The 20807-nt window shown below is 70.5% G+C and carries 21 protein-coding genes; 4 read left to right on the top strand and 17 right to left on the bottom strand.

What is annotated here, in order from left to right; translation table 11 throughout:
• Positions 1 to 202: 202 nt before the first annotated feature.
• The gene (locus JJ691_RS41440; RefSeq protein WP_211764918.1) at positions 203 to 967 is read left to right on the top strand and encodes an STAS domain-containing protein; all 765 of its coding nucleotides are present in this window, start codon (positions 203 to 205) and stop codon (positions 965 to 967) included.
• 30 nt (positions 968 to 997) lie between these two features.
• On the opposite strand, the gene JJ691_RS41435 is transcribed toward JJ691_RS41440, so the two are convergent.
• From JJ691_RS41435 to JJ691_RS41425, 3 genes are read right to left on the bottom strand one after another with little or no spacing between them, the layout of a single operon-like run.
• Positions 998 to 2074 carry a PLP-dependent cysteine synthase family protein gene (locus tag JJ691_RS41435; protein ID WP_211764917.1) on the bottom strand — a complete coding sequence of 359 codons (1077 nt, stop codon included), beginning with the start codon at positions 2072 to 2074 and terminating at the stop codon, positions 998 to 1000.
• Positions 2071 to 2328 (bottom strand): DUF4229 domain-containing protein, encoded by a 258-nt coding sequence (locus tag JJ691_RS41430; RefSeq protein ID WP_249227352.1) that lies wholly within the window; start codon positions 2326 to 2328, stop codon positions 2071 to 2073. Before JJ691_RS41430 ends, JJ691_RS41435 begins: the two co-directional genes overlap by 4 nt.
• Before the next feature lie 11 nt (positions 2329 to 2339).
• Entirely contained in the window at positions 2340 to 2807 is a 468-nt protein-coding gene (locus JJ691_RS41425; protein WP_211764916.1) for an Lrp/AsnC family transcriptional regulator, read from the bottom strand.
• Positions 2808 to 3045: 238 nt separating this feature from the next.
• Here JJ691_RS41425 and JJ691_RS41420 point away from each other — a divergent pair, with 238 nt between their 5' ends.
• Positions 3046 to 3279 carry a BldC family transcriptional regulator gene (locus tag JJ691_RS41420; RefSeq protein WP_043721356.1) on the top strand — a complete coding sequence of 78 codons (234 nt, stop codon included), beginning with the start codon at positions 3046 to 3048 and terminating at the stop codon, positions 3277 to 3279.
• Between the two features lie 62 nt (positions 3280 to 3341).
• Entirely contained in the window at positions 3342 to 3533 is a 192-nt protein-coding gene (locus JJ691_RS41415) for a hypothetical protein (protein WP_211764915.1), read from the top strand.
• A gap of 210 nt (positions 3534 to 3743) precedes the next feature.
• Here the strand turns inward: JJ691_RS41415 and JJ691_RS41410 are convergent, their stop codons facing one another.
• The 4 genes from JJ691_RS41410 to JJ691_RS41395 form a co-directional block, all read right to left on the bottom strand.
• Positions 3744 to 5042, bottom strand: coding sequence for a MinD/ParA family ATP-binding protein (locus JJ691_RS41410; protein WP_211764914.1), 1299 nt, complete (start codon positions 5040 to 5042; stop codon positions 3744 to 3746).
• A gap of 87 nt (positions 5043 to 5129) precedes the next feature.
• Positions 5130 to 6089: a c-type cytochrome biogenesis protein CcsB gene (gene ccsB / locus JJ691_RS41405; protein WP_211764913.1), complete on the bottom strand. Its 960-nt coding sequence runs from the start codon at positions 6087 to 6089 to the stop codon at positions 5130 to 5132.
• Positions 6089 to 7597 carry a cytochrome c biogenesis protein ResB gene (resB, locus tag JJ691_RS41400; RefSeq protein ID WP_211772049.1) on the bottom strand — a complete coding sequence of 503 codons (1509 nt, stop codon included), beginning with the start codon at positions 7595 to 7597 and terminating at the stop codon, positions 6089 to 6091. Before resB ends, ccsB begins: the two co-directional genes overlap by 1 nt.
• A 64-nt stretch (positions 7598 to 7661) precedes the next feature.
• Positions 7662 to 8441, bottom strand: a complete 780-nt coding sequence (locus JJ691_RS41395) for a cytochrome c biogenesis CcdA family protein (RefSeq protein ID WP_211764912.1) — start codon at positions 8439 to 8441, stop codon at positions 7662 to 7664.
• 107 nt (positions 8442 to 8548) lie between these two features.
• On the opposite strand from JJ691_RS41395, the gene JJ691_RS41390 reads away from it, so the two are divergent.
• Positions 8549 to 9061: a DUF1990 family protein gene (locus tag JJ691_RS41390; RefSeq protein WP_249227351.1), complete on the top strand. Its 513-nt coding sequence runs from the start codon at positions 8549 to 8551 to the stop codon at positions 9059 to 9061.
• 79 nt (positions 9062 to 9140) lie between these two features.
• Here JJ691_RS41390 and JJ691_RS41385 read toward each other — a convergent pair whose 3' ends face one another.
• The 10 genes from JJ691_RS41385 to JJ691_RS41340 form a co-directional block, all read right to left on the bottom strand.
• Positions 9141 to 11180: a phosphocholine-specific phospholipase C gene (locus JJ691_RS41385; protein ID WP_211764911.1), complete on the bottom strand. Its 2040-nt coding sequence runs from the start codon at positions 11178 to 11180 to the stop codon at positions 9141 to 9143.
• 104 nt (positions 11181 to 11284) lie between these two features.
• Positions 11285 to 11866 (bottom strand): TlpA family protein disulfide reductase, encoded by a 582-nt coding sequence (locus JJ691_RS41380; RefSeq protein WP_211764910.1) that lies wholly within the window; start codon positions 11864 to 11866, stop codon positions 11285 to 11287.
• Positions 11863 to 12468, bottom strand: a complete 606-nt coding sequence (locus JJ691_RS41375; protein ID WP_211772047.1) for a histidine phosphatase family protein — start codon at positions 12466 to 12468, stop codon at positions 11863 to 11865. Before JJ691_RS41375 ends, JJ691_RS41380 begins: the two co-directional genes overlap by 4 nt.
• A gap of 174 nt (positions 12469 to 12642) precedes the next feature.
• Entirely contained in the window at positions 12643 to 13965 is a 1323-nt protein-coding gene (gene hemL / locus JJ691_RS41370) for a glutamate-1-semialdehyde 2,1-aminomutase (protein ID WP_249227350.1), read from the bottom strand.
• A 72-nt stretch (positions 13966 to 14037) separates the two neighbouring features.
• Complete coding sequence (locus JJ691_RS41365) at positions 14038 to 15528, bottom strand: sensor histidine kinase (protein WP_211764909.1); 1491 nt, start codon at positions 15526 to 15528, stop codon at positions 14038 to 14040.
• Positions 15525 to 16229: a response regulator transcription factor gene (locus tag JJ691_RS41360; RefSeq protein ID WP_211764908.1), complete on the bottom strand. Its 705-nt coding sequence runs from the start codon at positions 16227 to 16229 to the stop codon at positions 15525 to 15527. The genes JJ691_RS41365 and JJ691_RS41360 overlap by 4 nt, the downstream gene beginning before the upstream one ends.
• A 41-nt stretch (positions 16230 to 16270) precedes the next feature.
• Entirely contained in the window at positions 16271 to 17917 is a 1647-nt protein-coding gene (locus JJ691_RS41355) for an efflux RND transporter periplasmic adaptor subunit (RefSeq protein WP_211764907.1), read from the bottom strand.
• Between the two features lie 55 nt (positions 17918 to 17972).
• On the bottom strand, positions 17973 to 18833 hold the full coding sequence (locus JJ691_RS41350; protein ID WP_211764906.1) for a DUF5666 domain-containing protein: 861 nt from the start codon (positions 18831 to 18833) through the stop codon (positions 17973 to 17975).
• 14 nt (positions 18834 to 18847) lie between these two features.
• Positions 18848 to 20005 (bottom strand): ABC transporter permease, encoded by a 1158-nt coding sequence (locus JJ691_RS41345; RefSeq protein ID WP_249227349.1) that lies wholly within the window; start codon positions 20003 to 20005, stop codon positions 18848 to 18850.
• A gap of 68 nt (positions 20006 to 20073) precedes the next feature.
• Positions 20074 to 20805 (bottom strand): ABC transporter ATP-binding protein, encoded by a 732-nt coding sequence (locus JJ691_RS41340; protein ID WP_211764904.1) that lies wholly within the window; start codon positions 20803 to 20805, stop codon positions 20074 to 20076.
• Positions 20806 to 20807: the final 2 nt, after the last annotated feature.

Genomic DNA, 20807 nt, shown 5'->3' with positions numbered 1-20807 from the left:
GTACGAAACTGCGCGCCTCACGGACACATAAGCTTGCCCGGCGGGTTCGCCGTTACACGTGGATCGACACATCACCCGATAGAGTGACCACGCCGGTGACATTGCCGTCACCAATGGTCATCGGCGTAGGGTTGCACTGCTTCGCCTCCTGGATTTGGCGGGCAGTTCCCCGGACACGATCAGCGGTCGAGGCCGAACACATATGGCTAGCCAAGGTGCGCAGGGAAACGATCCCCTCACCTGCGAGGTGTCCGACCAGCATGGAGTGCTGGTGGTCCGCCCCGTGGGCGCACTCACCATCCGCACCTATGGGTATCTGCGGGACTTTCTCCTCAAGTGCGTAGCCGATCAGCCGCGTGCGGTGATCGTCGACCTCGCCACGCTGACGATCACCAGTGATTTCCTGACCAGTGTGTTCGTCACAGTGTGGATGCGCACCACACAGTGGTCCACGGTGCCGTTCGTGGTCGTTCCCGGGCCGGCGAACGCGACACGGTTCAAGCACAGCCCGACGCAAAAGTTCCTGACCGTCCGCCCGACGGTGAGTGACGCGTTGCAGCGGCTGACCGAGCCACCAGCGGTTCGCCGTACGGTGCTGTGGCTGCCGCCCTCCGCCCTGAGCCTCTACGCGACACGGCAGTTCGTGGCTGAAACCTGCCGCAACTGGCAGGTTCACATGCTCGCGGCGGATGCCGCCGCGGTGGCCGCCGAGCTGGTGACCAATGCCATCCAGCACACCGCGTCACCGGCCACGCTGCGTCTGGAACTGTGGCGCGGCAGGCTGACCGTGGCGGTCACCGACGATGACTCTCAGCCGGTGCACTGGCCGCACGACAACGCGAAGTCAGCCCCGGTTGACGGTGGACTTCAACTGGTCGTTCATCTCGCGCGGGCATGGGGCTGCACGCCCGCGTGGTCGGGCGGCAAGGTCACGTGGGCGGTGCTGGATGTGCCCGCCCGCCGGTGATCAGCGCCAGGGCGCCGCACCGCGCGAATGTCATGGCGTCCACTCGCCGGTGGCGAAGAACTTCTCCAGGGTCTGGGTGTACGGGCGCAGGTCAAGACCCTGGGCGGCGACCCAGTCGTCGTCGTAGTAGGTGTGCGCGTAGCGCTCGCCGCCGTCGCACAGCAGGGAGACGACGCTGCCGGGGCGGTCGTGGCGGCGCATGCCGGCGATGATCTGGAACGCGCCCCACAGGTTGGTGCCGGTGGAGCCGCCGACGCGACGGCCGAGCAGGTCCTCGGCGAAGCGGATGGTGGCGATGGAGGCGGCGTCCGGGACCTTGATCATGTGGTCGATGACGTCGCCGACGAAGGACGGCTCGACCCGGGGCCGGCCGATGCCCTCGATACGGGAGCCCTTGCAGCCGGTCAGCGTGGGCGAGACCGACTGCCACGCGTCGTAGAACACCGAGTGCTCGGGGTCGACGACAGCCATCCGGGTGCACAGCCGGCGGTAGCGCACGTAGCGGCCGATGGTGGCGCTGGTGCCGCCGGTGCCGGCCCCGACGACCACCCAGGCCGGCTCGGGATGCTGCTCGGCGGCCATCTGGTCGAAGATCGACTCGGCGATGTTGTTGTTGCCGCGCCAGTCGGTGGCCCGCTCGGCGTGCGTGAACTGGTCCATGAAGTGGCCGCTGAGCTCGCCGGCCAGCCGCCGCGACTCGTCGTAGATGGCCCCGGGCTCGTCCACGAAGTGACATCGCCCGCCCTGCCGCTCGATCAGGGCGATCTTCTCGGTGCTGGTCGACCGGGGCATCACGGCGATGAACGGCAGCCCCAGCAGCCGGGCGAAGTAGGCCTCGGACACGGCGGTCGAACCGGACGACGCCTCGATCACCGGTGTGCCCTTGGTCACCCAACCGTTGCAGATGGCGTACAGGAACAGCGATCGGGCCAGACGGTGCTTGAGAGAACCGGTCGGATGAGTTGACTCGTCCTTGAGATAGAGATCCACACCCCACTCCCGCGGCAGCGGGAAGGTCAGCAGGTGCGTGTCAGCGCTGCGGTTGGCGTCGGCCTCGATGATGCGGACAGCCTCGCGGACCCAGCCACGGGTGGCGTCGAGGCTCACTCCGACCCCTCGCCGCGCAGCTCGGCCCGCATCTTCAGACGCTCGGCCCGACGCTCGGTGAGGGCGGCGGCGATCCGCGCGTTCAGGCCGCGCAGCAGCACCAGGGACAGCGGCCAGGCCAGCACCAGGCCGACCGCGATCGCGATCAGCAGCGGCACGTGCGCAAGCGTCAGCAGGAACGCGATGACCGCGAGCAGCCCGATCCGGGCCCCCGTGTACAGCGCGATGTCGCGGCCGAAGGTGCTGGTCTCCACGGCTGCCCAGGTTACTCGGCCCGGGCCGCCAGCTCCTCCGGGCTGTTCGGCCGGCCCTCGAACCGGGTGGACAGCACCACCGTCGAGTTCGTCCTGGCCACGCCGTCGATCCGGCGCAGGCGGCGCAGCGTGCGCTCCAGATCGTCCACAGTGGCCACCCGGACCTTCACCACGAACGCCTCATCGCCGGCGACCGCGTAGCAGGACTCCACCTCGGGCAGCCGGGCCAGCGCCGCCGCCACCTCGTCGTCGTCGCCCGTGTCGGACACGTGGATGCCGACCAACGCGGTCACGTCCAGGCCGACCAGCCGGGGATCGACCACCGCGTGGTAGCCGGTGATCACCCCAGAGGACTCCAGCTTGCCGACCCGCTCGTGCACGGCCGAGGCCGACAGGCCCACCTGCCGCCCGAGGTCGGCGTAGGTCGCCCGCCCGTTGGCGCGCAGGGCGGCGATGATCTGACGATCCAGGGCGTCCATCCCGAAGATCCTAGAACTTAACGGGGTCCGCACCGGCGGCGGCGTAGAACGGGTGGCCATTGGTGCACGCCTCGTCGGGCTCCGCGGGGGCCGCCTGTGCAAACGTCTGCATCCATGCCCGTTTTTGCACCTTTTGCGCCTTACTACCTCTTTACCTCCACCCAAGCGTTCGAGTACCCGCAGGGTGAGATGCCACGATGCGACCGGAACGCCCGAACCAGTGACTGGGAGGTCGAGAGTGACCGCGACCGTGCCGCACCCCCGCCAGCACGCCGGAGAGCGCCTGCTCACCCCCGGCGAAGTGGCCACCCTGTTCCGCGTCGACCCCAAGACGGTCACCCGCTGGGCGACCGCCGGCCGGATCGGCTCCATCCGCACCCCCGGCGGCCACCGGCGGTTCCGCGAGTCCGAGGTGAAGACCCTGCTGGCCGAGCTGACCACCGAGGCCACGGAGCCGGTGCGTAACGCCTGAGCGGCACACCCCGAACCCACTGTTCACGAGATAGTCTCGGAGCAGTTGACCGGAGGTGCCGAATGGTCTACCTGCTCGCGGTGATCGGGGCGATAGCCGTGGCCTACCTGCTCTGGCGCGCGTTCGGGCCGGATCGGGTCCACGCCGGCAGCCGCGCCAAGAAAGGCGTGGGCCCCGACGACGACCCCGAGTTCCTGCGCAAGCTGGCCGAGCAGGCCAAACGTCATCGCGAAGACGGCAACCCGCCGGGCTGACGGCGCAGGTGCTCGGCCGCAACCAGCAGGATCACCACCGCGGTTGGCACGGCGAGCTGGGCGACGGCCGACTCGGTCGTCCCCACCACCGTGCTGGCCGCGGCGAGGCACCGGGTCCAGGTCGACCCGAGTGCCGAGCGATGGAACACCAGGACCCGGCCCGGCCGGCAGTAGCGCCGGCCCGACCGGGTCCAGTTCGTGCGAGCGGGCCTAGCGCGTCGGAAAGTCGTCGGCGACGGTGGCCGCCAGCTCCAGCAGCGCCAGGCGGGTGTCCGGGCTGAGCCGGTCCAGCTCGATCTCCGCGCCCTCCTCCAGGTGCGGGTCGAACGGGATGCGCACGACCGCGCGGCAGCGGCTGGCGAAGTGCTGGGACAGCTTGTCCAGGTCCACCTTGCCGGCCCGCGGCCGGACCGAGTTGATCACGGCTACCGAGCGCCGGATCAGGTCGCGGTAGCCGTGCGCCTCCAGCCAGTCGATGGTCGCCGAGGCGCTGTTGGCCCCGTCCACCGAGCCGGAGGAGACGATCACCAGCGAGTCGGCCAGGTCGAGCACGCCGGCCATGGCCGAGTGCATCAGGCCGGTGCCGCAGTCGGTCAGCACGATGTTGTAGAAGTGCTCCAGCAGGTCGACCACGCGCCGGTAGTCGTCCTCGCTGAACGCCTCGGAGACGGCCGGATCCTGTTCGCTGGCAAGGACTTCCAGCCGGCTCGGGCCCTGCGAGGTGTAGGCCCGCACGTCGCTGTAGCGGGTGATCCGCTTGGCGTCGCGCAGCAGGTGCCGCACGGTCGCGGTGGTCTCCAGCGGGATCTTCTGGGACAGCGTGCCGCGGTCCGGGTTGGCGTCCACCGCGATCACCCGGTCGCCGCGCAGCGAGGAGAAGGTGGAGCCGAGCGTGGTCGTGGTGGTGGTCTTGCCGACGCCGCCCTTCAGGCTCAGCATGGCGATCTTGTAGCAGCCGCGCAGCGGCTGGTTGATCCGCGTGATCAGCTCGCGGCGGCGCACGTCGGCCGGGCTCTCGCCCAGGTTGACCAGCCCGCCGGAGAGCTGGTGCAGGCTGCGCCGCCAGCCGGACTGCGGCGGCCGCTTGTTCTGCTTGATCAGCTCCTGCGCGGACAGCGCGTTGGACTGGCCGGGCTGCTGCTGCGGCTGCTGCTGCCCCTGGGGCTGGCCGTAGGGCTGCTGCGGCTGCTGGCCGTAGGCCTGCTGGGGATAACCACCCGGCTGGGCGTAGGGCTGCTGCTGGTACCCCGGCTGCTGGGTCCCTTGTTGCTGGGCCCCTTGCTGCTGGGACGGGTCCACCGGGTACGGGCCGGACTGGCCGCCGCTGACCTGATAGGGCCCTGACTGGCCGCCGCCGACCGGATACGGGCCGGACACACCGGGGTTCTGACCCCCGCTGACCTGGTACGACCCCGAGGACGACGGATCGACCTGGTGCGGACCGGACTGGACGGCCTGATCCTGGCCGGGCGCCTTCCAGCCCTCGGACTCATCAAAACGACCGGTCACCGCTGGGGTCCTCCCTGCGCTAGAGGATCGAGACCTCCCCGTCCGTTGACGAAGGTAGTAGGCGTGCTCCGCCGGGTCGACACGGGGTCAGGCGACCCCGGCGTAGGAGTGCAGGCCCGATGTCACCAGGTTGATGAAGAAGAGGTTGAAGACCATCGCCGCGAAGCCGAGAACGTTGATCACCGCGGCCCGGCTGCCGCGCCAGCCGGCGGTGGCCCGGGCGTGCAGGTAGACGGCGTAGATCACCCAGGCCACGAAGGCGGTGGTCTCCTTGGGGTCCCAGCCCCAGAACCGGCCCCAGGCCGACTCGGCCCAGATGGCGCCGCAGATGATGGCGAAGGTGAACAGCGGGAAGCCCACGATGGTGACCCGGTAGGCGAGCCGGTCGAGCACCTCGGCCTTGGGCAGGCGGGCGGCGAACTTCCCGAACCGGTTGCCGTCCTTCTCGTAGGCCGCGCGGAACAGGTACAGCACGCTGGCCACACCTGGCAGCAGCAACAAGCCCGAGGCGATGGACACCGCCGTGACGTGGATGGCCAGCCAGTACGACTGCAGCGCGGGCTGGACCGGGGAGGCCGGGGTGTAGAGCACGGTGCCGCCGAGGAAGAGCAGCACCACGATCGGCAGCAGCACCCACACGCTCAGCCGGCGGATGTCGAAGCGCTTGGCCAGCACCAGCCAGCCGATCACGGCGAACAGGCAGACCGCCGAGCCGTACTCGTACATGTTGCCCCACGGCACGCGGTCCGTGGCCAGGCCGCGCAGCACGACCGCGAGGGCGTGCAGCATCACGCCGAGCACGTTGAGCGCGAAGCCCATCCGGCCGATGCGCTCGGCCCGGGGCGAGGACGTGACAACGACCGAGGACTCGGCCGGGGCCGCGTCGGACTCGCCGCCGCCGACCGCCGCCAGCTCCCGCGCGACCTGCCGCTTGGTCTTGGTCATGGCCTGCTCGACCAGGTAGAACACCATGGCCAGGACGTAGATCACGACCGCGGAGGCGTAGCTCCAGTCGCTGTAGCGGGCCAGCGTCTCGTTGACCGGCATCAGGCGTCCCTCTTCCCTGTCGTCGGCTCTGATCCCGAAATGAGCACTGTCGAAAGCCTGGTGAATTCCTCGCCGTAACCGGCTTGGTCCGTGCGGGCCAGGCCGCCGACCTCGACAACCGTACCTTCACTCGAAGGTGTCGCCCGCAGCCAGAGCCGGCGGCGCTTGATGCTCAGCGAGCCCATCAGCCCGACCAGCAGCAGGATCGCGAACACCAGCACGTAGCCCTCGCTGGGGTCGTGCGAGACCTGGAGCCCGACGAACTGCAGCGCCTTGTCAAACTTGATCTTGGTGCCGTCGTCGAGGGTGATCTCCTGGCCCAGCTTGATGTTCTTCATCGCCTTCTGCACCAGCCGGCCCTGGTCCACCATGGACTGGTCGATGGTGAACAGGTTGTGCGCGTAGCCGGAGTTGTTGCCCAGGTCGCCCACGTACACCTGGACGGCGACGGCCGGGTCGTTCGGGGCCGGGAAGACCGAGGACAGCAGCGTGCCGTCGAACACCGCGGTCGGCGCGAACAGGCCGGTAATGGCGATCTGGTGCTTGCGCAGCTGCGTCTCGTCGGTGGTGTTCGGCGGGTCGAACGTGGTGGTGCCGCTGGACAGCATCGTGGTCAGGTCGCTGGGGTTCCACTGGATGGCCTTGGTGCGGGTCTGGCCGTCCGGGAAGGTGACCGTGAACTCGGGGGCGTAGCCGTGGCCGAGCAGGTAGACGCTGTCGCCGGCGATGCGCAGCGGGTGGTTGGACTGCAGGTTGTAGTCCTGCCACTGGTCCGAGTTCAGCTCGGCGCCGGACTGGTGCTGCACGTCGGTGTCGAAGCTGTTGGCCTGGCCGTCCGGCAGGTAGGTGGCCTTGAAGCTGTTCACCTTGATGCAGAACGGGTCCAGCTCGGTGCCGTCGACCTTGAGGCCGGGTGTGAAGCTGTCGTAGGCGAACAGGCCCGAGTTGCAGAACTGCGAGCCGTCGGCGATCACCGCGACCTGGCCGGAGTAGCCGAACAGCTTGCCGAAGGCGAAGGCCACGATCAGGCCCAGCAGCGCGAAGTGGAACAGCAGGTTGCCGGTCTCGCGCAGGTAGCCCCGCTCGGCGCTGATGGTGCGGGCGCCGTTCTCCTCGTCCCGCACGACCGTCCGCCAGCCCCGCAACCGCTTGCGGGAGGCCTCGACCACGTCGTCCACCTCGACGTCCACAGTGGACGTGGCGTGGTGCGGCAGCCGGGACAGGTTGCGCGGGGTGATCACCGGCTGCTGCCGGGACTGCTTGGCGTACTCGAACATCCGCGGCGTCAGGCAGCCGACCAGCGAGATGAACAGCAGCACGTAGATCGCGGAGAACCAGACGCTGGAGTACACGTCGTAGAACTGGAGCGTGTCCAGCAGCCGGCCCCACCAGCCGTGCTGCGTGATGTAGTCGCTGACCTTGCCGGCGTTGAGCTGCCGCTGCGGCAGCAGGGCGCCGGGCAGCGCGCCCAGGGCCAGCAGCGCCAGCAGGATCAGCGCGGTGCGCATGGCGGTCAGACCGCGCCAGGTGTTGCGCAGGTACGCCAGCAGGTTCCTCACGAGCTGATTCCCCTCATAGGGGCACCGGCGCGTTGCTCACGAAGTGCTCCTGGATGATCGCGAGCAGCTGGCCCCACAACCCGGTGACCAGCAGCACGCCGACGACGATGAGCAGCCCGCCGCCGGTCAGCTGGACCGCGCGGACGTGCCGGCGCAGCCAGCCGGTGACCCGCACCGCCCAGCGCGCGCCCATCGCGATCAGCACGAACGGCACGCCGAGACCGAGGCAGAAGACCAGCATCAGGAAGATGCCGCGCAGGGCGATGGAGCCGACCGGGGTGCCCGCGGTCAGCGACAGCACGCCGCCCAGGGTCGGGCCGACGCACGGCGACCAGCCCAGCCCGAACACCGCGCCCAGCACCGGCGCGCCGAGCAGGCCGACCCGGGGCTTGCGGTGCAGCCGCAGGTCACGTTGCAGGGCCGGCACGAGGCCGAGGAACACCAGTCCCATCAGGATCGTCACGACGCCGCCGATGCGCTGCAACAGCTCCTGGTTGAGCAGCAGCAGGTCGGTCAGGCCGAACAGGGTGACGGTGCCGATGGTGAACACCACCGTGAAGCCGAGCACGAACAGCCCCGACGCCCCGACCACTCGCCAGCGACCGGTCTTGGCCGGCTCGTCGGTGCTGACCGCGGGCGCGTCCGCGCCGACCAGTCCGGCCAGGTAGGCCAGGTAACCGGGCACCAGCGGCAGGCAGCACGGGGAGGCGAAGGACACCGCGCCGGCGAGCAGGGCAACCGCCGCGGCCAGCAGAAGCGGCCCCGACGCGGCTAGCTCTGCCAGCGGGTTCACTCGTCCGAGAGTAGGTAGTGTCCCAGGTCACCGAGCAACCGGGTCGGGCTGCGGCCCCGTTTGCCGTCCTTGCCCTTGATGAGATCGAAGTGTGGTCGGATGGCCCGGTGACCGTGGAACTGCTGGATCCCGCCCGTGCCACCGCGCTGCGGTCGGCCCCGTTCACGTACGCCGAGGTCGGCGCGACCAGGGGCGCGCTGCCGGCCGGGTACCGGACGATCAGCCGCCGGGTGCGGCTGTCCATCGGCTTCGACGATGCCGCGGACCAGCTGTTCGAGTGGCGGGCCCAGTTGGCCACCGGGCTGCGCGTGCTGGCGTCGTCGCCCCGGGTGGAGGCCCAGGCAGTGGTGGTGCTGCGGCTGGGGCCGGTGGAGGTGCCGTGCCGGATCGTGCACGTGCTCGACGAGCCGGCACGGCAGGGCTTCGCCTACGGGACGCTGCCCGGGCACCCGGTCAGCGGCGAGGAGGCGTTCGTGGTCGACCGCAACGCCGACGGCTCGGTGTCCTTCACCGTCACGGCCTTCTCCCGCCCGGCAACGCTGCTGGCGAAGCTCGGCGGGCCGGTCGGTCAGCTCGCGCAGAACCTCCTCACCGACCGCTACCTGAAATCCCTCACCTAACCCACCCCAAAACGCCACATGTGGACCACATTCGACTTCCAGCGTCGAATGTGGTCCACATGTGGCGAAAAAGCGGGGGTCAGCCGGTGACGCTCGGGCGGCCGTTCTCGATGTGGCCGGTGTAGCGGCGCAGGAAGGCCGGGTCGGCGTCGATGGTGACGCTCAGGTCGTACCAGCCTTCGCACGGCGTGAAGGTGTGGTCGACGGTCTTGCCTGCGGCGACGGTGAAGGCCTGCTTGCCGTTGCCGTAGTGGTTGGTGGTGACGGTGAACTTGACCGCCTTGGCCGACGGGTTGGTCAGGGCCAGCTTGAGCTTGAAGTCAGCCGTGTAGCTGGCGACCACGTCGATCGCGCCGGCGGCGTTGACGTCGGCGGCGAACTGCCACAGGAAGCGGTTGGGGCCGTGCACGGCGACGTTGTACTTGTAGCCGTACGTGTAGATCTTCCACTGGTCGCTGACCTGCTGGCCGGCCGGCACGTCGTAGGGCCACGGGCCGTCCAGCTTGCCGTCGGCCCGGAAGGCCCACAGCTGCAGCTGCGCGGTGCCGTAGTTGGCGAACGTGGTGGTCAGCGTGCCCTTGTCGGCCGACAGCGAGGTGGTGACGGCCGGCTGGTAGGGCAGCGGCCGGGCCGGGCGGGTGCCCTGGTCCTGCAGCGGCGTGACCTGCTTGCCGGTGGCCGGCGGGGCCGGCTTGGGCAGCTTGGTCTGGGTGTCGTCGGCGATCTGGCGCAGCTTGGCGGTGTCCGGCAGCAGCGGGATCGACACGTTCTTCGCGCCGAAGTCGAAGGCGCTGGTCAGGTCGCCGCAGATGGCCCGCCGCCAGTCGGTGATGTTCGGCTCGTGCACGCCGGTCCACTGCTCCAGGAAGCGGATCACCGAGGTGTGGTCGGAGACCTCGGAGTTGATCCAGCCGCCGCGGCTCCACGGCGAGATCACCGTCATCGGCACCCGCGCGCCGAGGCCGATGGACTTGCCGGAGATGAACTCGCCGGGGGTGCCGGCCGGGGCCATCGCCGGCGGCACGTGGTCGAAGAAGCCGTCGTTCTCGTCATAGTTGATCAGGACGACGGTGTTGTCCCAGAGCTTCTTGTTGGCCCACAACGCGTTCAGCACGCCCTGGGTGTAGGCGGCGCCGTCCACCGGGCGGGCCTCGGGGTGCTCGCAGTAGCCGTAGGGCGCGACGATCCAGGACACCTTGGGCAGCGTGCCGGCGGCGCAGTCGGCGACGAACTCCGACAGCACGTGGTTGACGTCCTTGCCCTGGCCCGAATCGGGCTGCCAGGTCTCGAACACGCTGGCCCGCTTGGACAGCTCGCTGTTGTAGTCCTTGTGGTAGTTCTCGAACAGCCACAGCGGGTTGTCGCCGTAGTCGCCGACGAACGGGTGCGCCCCGTCGTCGCCGACCTCCTTGTTGGCGTACACCTTCCAGGACACGCCGGCGTCCTGCAGCCGCTCCGGGTAGGTGGTCCAGCGCAGCACGCCCTTGTAGTCGTCCGGGTTGTAGTTGACCGGGCCGCCGTACTTGCCGTCGGCGTCGATGGTGCCGGAGAACAGGTAGAGCCGGTTGGGCGTGGTCGGACCCTGCACCGAGCAGTGGTAGGCGTCGCACAGCGTGAAGGCGTCGGCCAGCGCCCGGTGGAACGGGATGTCCCGCTCGGTGAAGTAGCCCATGGTCATCTCGCCCTTGGCGGTGATCCACGAGTTGTTGGCGCCGCCGTTCATGGCCAGGTGCTGGTCGTCCCAGCCGTGCCCGAGGTCGCCGAGGTCCTGACCGTCCACCTTGGACGTGTCCACGTGGAACGGCAGCAGCGCGTTGCCGTCGGTGCGCAGCAGGTCGAACTGGTTGTAGATGTCCTTGCCGTTGGGCTGGATCACCGCGGTGCGGTCGGCGTAGCCGCGCACGCCGCGCATGGTGCCGTAGTAGTGGTCGAACGACCGGTTCTCCTGCATCAGGACGACGACGTGCTGGACGTCGCTGATCCGGCCGCGGCGGCGCGGCTCGGCCAGCGCCTCGGCCATGCCCGGCGGCAGCGCGCCGAGGGCGCCGGCGGCGGCGACCGTGCCGGCGGCGGCGCCGAGGAACCGGCGGCGCGTGAGTCCTGAGTTCGAGTCGGCCATGACGCGTGCTCCATCCGTGGTGGGCGGGACCGCACGCGAGGTTAATTGAGCGAAAGCGCGCGGAACACCCGTCATACGAACGGAAACTGATGGTGAATTCGGCTCTACTTCTCGGCGATGAGTTGCTTCACCTTGGACAGCAGCTCGTCCTTCTCAACGGGCAAAAGCGACACCCAGGCGACCCGGTGCTGGCGGTCGAGCACCAACGTGGACGGCGTTGTGGTGCGCGGATAGCCCTGTAGGACCAGCAGCGACCGGCCGGGCGGGTCGAAAATCGACGGATAGTCCAGTTTCGCGTTGTGGTAGAAGTCCAGCGCCGCCGATTTGTCGTCGCGCACGTCCACGCCCATCACCTGGACGCCCTGATCCTTGGTCTGGTCGTAGACCTGTTGCAGCTGCGGGGCCTCGGTCCGGCACGGCCCGCACCAGGCGCCCCAGATGTTGATCACGACAATCTTGCCCGAATAGTCGCTCAGCTTCACCTGCTTGCCGTCCTCGAGCAGGCTGTCGCCCTGCATCTCGGTGAGCGGCTGGCGTTGCTTGCTGGTGTAGTCGATGTGGGTCTGCCCGCCGGGCGCGGTGAACTGGAACGTGCCCTGGCCCTGCACGACCGCGTCCTTGCCGGTGGAGCAGGCCGCGAGGGTGGCGAGCAGGGCGGCGGCGATGGCGACGCGCGTGGTTTTCATGCCCCCGTCACCCTCGGGTCGGTGCCCCCGGCCGGCTCCGCGTAGCTGATCCGCACCAGCATCTCGTCCTCGAACGTCAGCGTGGTCAGCGAGGCCAGCGAGCACTGGCGCTTGCGCGGGTCGTGCCACATGCGCTTGCCCTCGAGGAAGCGGCGGATGGTCCACACTGGCAGCTGGTGCGAGACGCAGACCGCCTCGTGGCCGGCCGCGGCCGCACGGGCCCGCTGCACCGCGCCGAGCATCCGGTGGGCGATCTTCAGGTACGGCTCGCCCCAGGACGGCTCGAACGGGTTCCACAGCTTGGGCCAGTGCTGCGGCGAGCGCAGCGCGCCGTCGCCGACTGCCACCTTCAGGCCCTCGAACTTGTTGTCGGCCTCGATCAGCCGGTCGTCCGTGACCAGCTCCAGCCGGTGCGAATCGACGATCGGGCCGGCGGTCTGCTGGGCCCGCTCCAGCGGCGACGCGACAACGTGCACGATGTCGCGGTCGGCCAGGTGCTCGGCGACCCGCAGCGCCTGCTTCTCGCCCAGCGCGGACAGCCGGAACCCGGGCAGCCGGCCGTACAGGATGCCGGTCGGGTTATGCACCTCGCCGTGGCGCATCAGGTGCACCAGAGTGCGGGTCACAGTCCCACCTCGCTAGCGCTCGCCGAGTCTGCGACCAAGGCCGCTGTGCTCAATGGTGCCCTCGCAAGCTCGGTCACAGTCCCACCTCGCTAGCGCTCGCCGAGTCTGCGACCAAAGCCGCTGTGCCGAATGGTGCCCTCGCAAGCTCGGTCACTGACCGTCCTCCTTGGCCGCGGCGGCCGCGGCGGCGGCGTGCGGCAGCGCCTGCTCGATGACCTCGAACGCGTCGTCGTCCATGGCGGCGTTGACGAACCACGCCTCGTACGCGCTCGGCGGCGGGTAGACGCCGCGCTCCAGCAGCGCGTGGAAGAACGGCGGAAAGCGCCAGGTCTGGGTGGCCTGCGCGCCGGCGTAGTCGCGCACCGGGTGCTCGCCGAAGAAGACGCTGACCAGGTTGCCGGCGAACTGCACCTGGTGGGCCACGCCCTCGGCGGTCAGCGCGTCGGCGAACAGCTCGCCCAGCAGCCGGGCGTTGCGGTCCAGCTTCCGGTACACCTCGTCGTCGGCCAGCTTGAGCTGGGTCAGGCCGGCCGCCACCGCCACGGGATTCCCGGACAGTGTGCCGGCCTGGTAGACCGGGCCGCTCGGGGCCAGCTTGGCCATCACGTCGGCGCGGCCTCCGAACGCCGCCGCCGGCAGGCCGCCGGACATCACCTTGCCGAACGTGTACAGGTCGCCCGGCACGCGCTCCAGGCCGTACCAACCGGCCTTGCTGACGCGGAAGCCGGTCATCACCTCGTCGATGATCAGCAGCGCGCCGTCGGCGTGGCAGGCCTCGCGCAGCGCCGCGTTGAAGCCCGGATCCGGGGCCACCGCGCCCATGTTGCCGGCCGCCGCCTCAGTGATGATCGCCGCGATCTCGCCCTGATTGGCCTCGAAGGCCGCCTTCACCGCGGCGAGGTCGTTGTACGGCAACACGATCGTGTCGGCCGCCTGTGCACCGGTGACGCCCGGCGTGGTCGGCAGGCCCAGCGTCGCCACGCCCGAGCCGGCCTGGGCCAGCAGCGCGTCCACGTGCCCGTGGTAGCAGCCGGCGAACTTCACGATCTTGCGCCGGCCGGTGAAGCCCCGGGCCAGCCGGATCGCACTCATCGTGGCCTCGGTGCCGGAGTTGACCAGCCGCACCTGCTCCACCGGCTCGACCCGGGCGATCAGCTCCTCGGCCAGCAGCACCTCGCCCTCGGTCGGCGTGCCGAACGACAGGCCGCTCTGGGCCGCCCGCTGCACCGCCGCGACCACCTCCGGGTGGGCGTGGCCCAGGATCATCGGGCCCCACGAGCTGACCAGGTCGACGTAGCGGTTGCCGTCGGCGTCCCACAGGTGCGGGCCCTCGCCGCGGACCATGAATCGGGGCGTGCCGCCGACCGAGTGGAACGCCCGCACCGGCGAGTTGACCCCGCCCGGCGTGGCCTTGGCCGCTCGGTCGAACAGCGCACGCGAGGTGTCCACACTGGCTGCCTGCTCGATCGTCACGAAGCCAGCCTATGCGCCACCGGCCGCCGGTATCGGCCGGCCCCGACTCCCCATGGCCGTTCTCACAGGAAGTCAGGCCTGCTGCGGGAGCAGGACCCGGAAGGTGGCGCCGTCGCCGGGCGCGGTGTCCAGTTCCACCCGGCCGCCGTGCGCGGCCACCAGGGCGGCGACGATGGCCAGGCCGAGGCCGGTGCCGCCGTTCTCCCGGCTGCGCACCGCGTCGGCCCGGTAGAACCGCTCGAAGATCCGCTCGCTCTGCTCCCCGGTCAGCCCCGGTCCCTGGTCGCTGACCTCCAGCACGGCCAGCGGCAGGCCGTCCTCCTCCCGGTGCGAGAGCCGGACGTCGACCGGAGTGCCGGCCGGGGTGTGGGTGATGGCGTTGCCGACCAGGTTGCTGACCACCTGCCGCAGGCGGGCCTCGTCGCCGAGCACGGCCAGCGCGCTGCCGTCCTCCTCGTCCGCGTCGAGGTCCATGGCCACGTCCAGATGCAGCCCGATCTTGCGGTCGGGGTCGAGCACCCGGGCGTCGTGCACGGCATCCACGGCGATCACGGTCAGGTCCACCTCCCGCTGCTCCAACGGGCGCTGCTGGTCCAGCCGGGCCAGCAGTAGGAGGTCCTCGACCAACAGCCCCATCCGGGCGGCCTGGTCCTCGATCCGGCCCAGCACCTCGGAGACCTCGCCCGGCGAGGTGACCGCGCCCTGCCGGTACAGCTCGGCGTAGCCGCGGATCGAGGTCAGCGGCGTGCGCAGCTCGTGCGAGGCGTCGGCGACGAACTGCCGCATCCGGTTCTCCGACCGCCGCGCCGCCTCCTCGGACTTGCGCCGGGCGTCGAAGGCCTCCTCGATCCGGCCCAGCATCACGTTCAGCGAGTTGGCCAGCCGCCCGACCTCGCTGCCGGGCCGCCGCACCGGCACCCGCCGGGACAGCTCGCCGGTGGTGATCACGTCGGCGGTCTGCTCGACCTCCTCCAGCGGACGCATGCTGCTGCGCACCAGGGCGTAGCCCAGCCCGGCCACCAACACCAGCGCGCCAAGGCAGATCACCAGCGACCGCAGCCGCATGTCGGTGACGGCGGCGTCCACCTCGCGCTGGTCGGTGGCCACCACGATCTCGGCGCCGCCCAGCCGCAGCGCCTGCACCCGCCACTGCGGCCCGGAGCCGCCCTGCGACGGCAGCGTCACCGACACCCCGGACGGCAGCTGGCCCATGGGCGGCAGCGCCGGCCGGCTGTCGCCGTCGTCGGTGGGCCGGCTGAGCTCCCGGCTCTGGGTCGCCGTACGCACCAGGACCAGGCTGCGCCCGGGCAGGCGGAACGGCTGCCCGCCGCGGTTGGGCCGTGGCCGGTCGATGCCGGCCTCCACCTGCCGCTGGGTGGACACCACCATGTTGTGCAGCCGGGTGTCGGTCTGTCCGATCAGGTAGTTCTCCAGCACGGCCGAGGTGATGAACCACGCCCCGAACAGCGCCACCGCCACCAGCAGCACCAGCCCGGAGACCAGGTGCACCCGCAGCGGCATGCGGCCGACCCACTCCCGGACCCACCTGATCGGCCGTTTCACGACGTGGACTGCCGCAGCACGTAGCCGACGCCGCGGACGGTGTGGATCAGCCGCGGCTCCACGTCGTCCACCTTGCGCCGCAGGTAGGAGATGTAGGACTCGACGACCCCGGCCTCGCCGTTGAAGTCGTAGTGCCACACCTGGTCCAGGATCTGCGCCTTGGACAGCACCCGGCCGGCGTTGCGCAGCAGGTAGTGCAGCAGCTTGAACTCGGTCGGCGACAGCTGCACCAGCCGGCCGGCCCGGCGCACCTCGTGGCTGTCCACCTCCAACTCCAGGTCGGCGTAGCGCAGCCGGTTGTCCGGCGGCTCCGGCTGCGCCTTGGTCCGCCGCAGCACCGCGTTCACCCGGGCGATGACCTCCTCCAAGCTGAACGGCTTGGTGACGTAGTCGTCGCCGCCGATGGTCAGCCCGGTGATCTTGTCCTCGGCCCCGTCGCGCGCGGTCAGGAACAGCACCGGCACGCCTAGACCGCCCGACCGCAGCCGGCGCACCACTTCAAAGCCGTCGCGGTCGGGCAGCATCACGTCGAGCAGGATCAGGTCCGGCCGCTCCCGCTCGACGCTGCGCAGCGCGTCGGTGCCGGTCGACGCCGTGTCCACGTCGAAGCCGGCGAACCGGAGGCTGGCCGCCAGCAGCTCACGGATACTCGGCTCGTCCTCGACGACGAGCAGCCGGCTGCGCTTGGTTGGCTCGGGCATGGGGACATAGTCCTCCACCCCGGACCCGAACGTGTCAGGCGTCACCCGCCGGCCCGGCCTCCGGTCCCCCCGCCGCCACCAGCGCCCCCGCCCTGACCTGCGCGGAAGCCTCCGCCGCCGCCTGTCAAGCCGCGAGCCCCGGCGCCGGTCGTCGAGGACGGCAGGGGCTGGCTCAGGTCGGCCAGCACGACCTGGTCGCCGGCGTTGAGGCCCTGGGTGATCTGGGTGACGGTCGCGCCGACCACTCCCACCGTGACCCGCTTGGTGGCCGGCTTACCGTCCACCAGCGCGCTCACGAAGCTGGTCGCGCCGACCGTGTGCACCGCCGAGGTCGGCACCGTGACGGCCGCCTTGGCGCTGCCCAGGGTGATCGCCACCGACGCGGTCGAGCCGGCGAACAGCGCGGTGCCGCCGCCGTCGAGGGAGATCGTCACCGGGAAGCTGGCCGATCCGCCGGAGGTGGTGCTGGCCAGCGCGCCGATGGAGACGACCTTGCCGGCCAACGGCTTGCCCGCGCCGTCCGGCGTGACCGTCGCCGCCTGGCCCGGCTTGACGTTGCCGACCTGGTTGTCGTTGACGGCGGTGGTGACCTGGTTGCCGCCGGGGCCGATGACCACGATCTTGGCGGTGCTGGAGTTGGCCGAGGCGTTCTGGCCGGCCACGATGTCGACCTGGGCGACGGTGCCGTCGATCGGGCTGACCAGGCTGGCCGCGGCCATGTTCTGCTGGTTGGCGGCCAGCTGCGCGTTGGCCGCGTCCACCGAGGCCTGGTCGGCGGCGATCTGGTCGGCCGAGGGCGGCGTCGAGCTCCCCCCTCCGGCCCCACCGCGGCCGCCGCCACCCGTCGGGGTGGACGTCTGCGGGGTGGACGAACCGCCACCGCTGCCGCTCGATGACGAGGTCGACGACTGCTGCACAGCGGTCGCCGCCTGGCCCAGCGCGGTCGAGAGCGTCGCCTCGGCCTGGCTCAGCGCCGTCTCGTCAGCTGCGGTCTTCGACTGCGCGTCCTGGACCTGCTGCAACAGGTCGGTGCAGTCGCTGACGTCAACCGGCGGCGTCGTGGGCGGTGGCGTGGTGGTGGGAGGCGGCCCGGAGGTGGTCGTCGGCGACGGGTCGGTGGTGCCGGCCGGCGGGTTGCCGAGCTGCTTGATGATGTCCGGGCAGGTCGTCTGGGCCTTCTTCAGCGCCGCACCGGCCAGCTGGAGGTCGGCGTCCACCTTCTGCTGTGCGCCACGCACCGCGTTCTGCCCGGCGGAGATGGACTTCAGCAGCGCCGTGAGCTTGGCCGAGCTGCCCGACGACTTGCCGCCGCCCGAGGACGACTGCGTGGACGTCTGCGTCGGCGTCGCGGCGGGGGTCTGGCTGCTCTGGTCGGCGGCCAGCTTGGCCTGCGCGGTGGCCAAAGTGGACTGTGCGGAGCTGACCTGGCCGGCCAGGGTCGTCGTGTTCAGCTCGGCCAGCACCTGACCGGAACTCACCTGGTCACCCTGCTTCACGGTCACCGTCGCGACCTGGCCGCTCACCGGGAAGGTGACCGTCGCCTGGGACACCGGCTGCACGGTGCCGATGCCGTTGAGCACCGATGTCACCGAGGCCGGGCCGGCGATCGCCGTCCGGTACGAGGGATCATCGCTTCGGGTCGCGGCGAACGCCGCCGCCCCGCCGCCGAGCACGACCAGCGCCACCACACCGATCACCACTCGGGAGCGGCGGAATCCCCTTCTACGGGTGTCTTTTTTGTGCTCAGCCATTGCCGCCACCGGTCCCGCCACCGTTCCCGCCGCCCTGTCCACGACCGCCGCCGAAGCCGCCGCGTCCGCCGCGGAAGCCGCCGGTGCAGCCGTTCGGGCCGGCCTTGCTGACCGCGATCGAGGTGGCCGCCACCGCGCCGGTGTCGTCCGCCTTGCCTTGCGCCGCAACACATGCGCCGACAACCAGCGCGCTCGCGTCAGCGGTCACGGTCTTGGTGTACGTCGTCGCCGACGTGACGTTCACGGTGATGTCGGAGGCATTGGCGCCGAACGTCGAGTGCACGGTGAAACCGTTGGCCGACACCGCGGTCACCGCGCCGAAGGCTCGCGGGCCGCCCGCCGGGTTGTTGCCGGTGCTGGGCCGGGGGCCGTTGCTGCCGCTGGGCCGCGGCCGGTTCGAGCCCGACGGCCTCGGCGTGTTCGAGCCGGACGGCCGCTGGCCGCCGTTGCCGAAGCTGCAGCCGTTCGAGCCGGCCTGGGTGATCGTCACGGCCGTGGCGCTGACCGGCTGGCCCTGGCCGCTGGAGGTGCCGTTCACGGTCACGCACGCGCCGGTCGTGACGTCGGCGAGCGTGCCGGACACCGAGTTGGTGATCTTCGTCGAGCCGTCGTAGCTGACCGCGGTCTGGCCGCTCTGCGGGTTCTGCACCTGCAGCGTCTGGCCGGACACCGCGGCGATGCTGCCGAACACCCCGGGCGGGGCGCCGCCGCCGGGGCGGTTGGCGCCGCTGGGCTGGCCGCCGCCGCTGTTGGCGGCCGGTGCGGGCGACGAGCCGCCGCACGCGGCCAGCGTGAACGCCATCGCGCCGGCGACAACGCCGAGGAGGGCGGCTTTGCGGATCTGCACGGACATCGTTGGGCTCCAGCTCATTCGCTTCGGAGAGCGTCGATCGGGGCGAGTCGGGCGGCCCGGCTGGCCGGGTACACGCCGAACGCCATGCCGATGGCGATCGAGGTCAGGATGGCCAGCGCGGTGGCCGTCGGCGACACGGTGATGGTGGACGAGATCAGCCCCGGCAGCACCAGCGCGCCCACGATCCCCAGCAGCGCGCCCAGTATGCCGCCGGACAGCCCCAGCACCGACGCCTCCACCAGGAACTGCCGGCGGATCACCGTCGGGCTCGCGCCCAGCGCCTTGCGCAGGCCGATCTCGCGGATCCGCTCGGTCACCGACACCAGCATGATGTTCATCACGCCGATGCCGCCGACCAGCAGGGACAGCGCGGCGACGCCGCCGAGCAGGATGGTCAGCGTGCGGCTGACCGAGGTCGCGGTGGACAGCAGCGACTCCTGGCTGGCGATGGTGAAGTCGGCCGCCGTCGGGTCGGTGACGTGGTGCAGCGTCAGCAGCTCCTGGTTGGCCTCCTGGTAGGCGGCCGACAGGGTGTCGGCCGTGGTGGCCTCCACGTAGATCGACTGCACCGAGGTCCGGGTGGCTCCGCCGAACAGCCGGTCGGACGCCGTGCTGATCGGCACCACCGCCTGGTCGTCCTGGTTCTGCGCCGAGGACGTGCCCTCGGTGGCCAGCACACCGACCACGGTGAACGGGATGCTGTTGATCGTCACCGAGCGGCCGACCGGGTCGGCCCCGCCGAACAGCTCCTGCGCCGTGGTCGTACCCAGCACCACGTTGGCTGTCTCGCCGCTGATGTCCTGATTGGACAGGAAACGGCCCTCGGAGATGGTGCGGGCCCGCACCCCCAGCCAGTCCGGCGTGGTGCCGACCACCGAGGTCGTCCAGTTCGTCGAGCCGGCGGTCAGCGACTCGGACCGGCTGTTGCTCGGCGCCACAGCCTGGATGTCTGGCGCCACCGACTTGTCGCCCAGCGCCGTCGCGTCGCTCGCCGTGAGCGAGGACGCCGTGCCGGAACCGCCGCGCACGCCCGCGGTCGTGGTGCTGCCCGGCGTGACCACGAGCAGGTTCGTGCCGAGGGCGTTGATGGCACTGCTGACCGACTGCGAGGCACCCTCACCAAGGCCGACGGTGAGGATGACGGCCGCGATGCCGATCAGGATGCCGAGCATGGTCAGACCAGACCGCAGACGGTGCGATCTGATTGCGTCCCAGGAAGTTCTGAGGGTTTCGAGCCAACTCACGCGGCACCCCCGACGTTCATCGTGTCCGACTCGATCAGCCCGTCCCGCAGCCGCACCACGCGTTGCGCGTGCGCGGCGACGTCCTCCTCGTGCGTGATGAGCACGATGGTGTGGCCCGCGCGGTGCAGATCGTCGAAGACGCCCAGCACATCGTTGGTGGACTTGGAGTCCAGCGCGCCGGTCGGCTCGTCGGCCAGGATCAGCGCCGGCTTGTTCACCAGCGCCCGGGCCAGCGCCACGCGGGACTGCTGGCCGCCGGAGAGCTCCGTGGGCTTGTGCTCCACGCGGTCGCCGAGACCCACCCGCTCCAGCTCCTCGATGGCCCGCTGCTTGCGCTCCGCCTTGGCCACGCCCGCGTAGCACAGCGGCAGCTCCACGTTGCGCCACGCGGTCAGCGAGGTGAGCAGGTTGAACTGCTGGAACACGAAGCCGATGCGCTTGTTGCGGATCACCGCCAGGTCGTTCTCGGTCATGCCGCTGACGTCGTCGCCGGCCAGGAAGTAGCTGCCGGCCGTGGCCACGTCCAGGCAGCCGATGATGTGCATCAGGGTGGACTTGCCCGAGCCGGACGGCCCCATGATCGCCACGTACTCGCCCTCGTCGATGCGCAGCGAGACGCCGCCCAGCGCGGCCACCTCCACCGAGCCGGTGCGGTAGATCTTGGTGACGTCCTGGATGCCGATGACCGTCTTCGGGCCGCCGATCACCGGGGGGATCGGCGTGGTCATGT

The organism is Kutzneria sp. CA-103260, from assembly GCF_018263855.1.
In the GTDB taxonomy this organism is placed as follows: domain Bacteria; phylum Actinomycetota; class Actinomycetes; order Mycobacteriales; family Pseudonocardiaceae; genus Kutzneria.
This window is presented reverse-complemented; position numbering and strand designations above follow the sequence as displayed.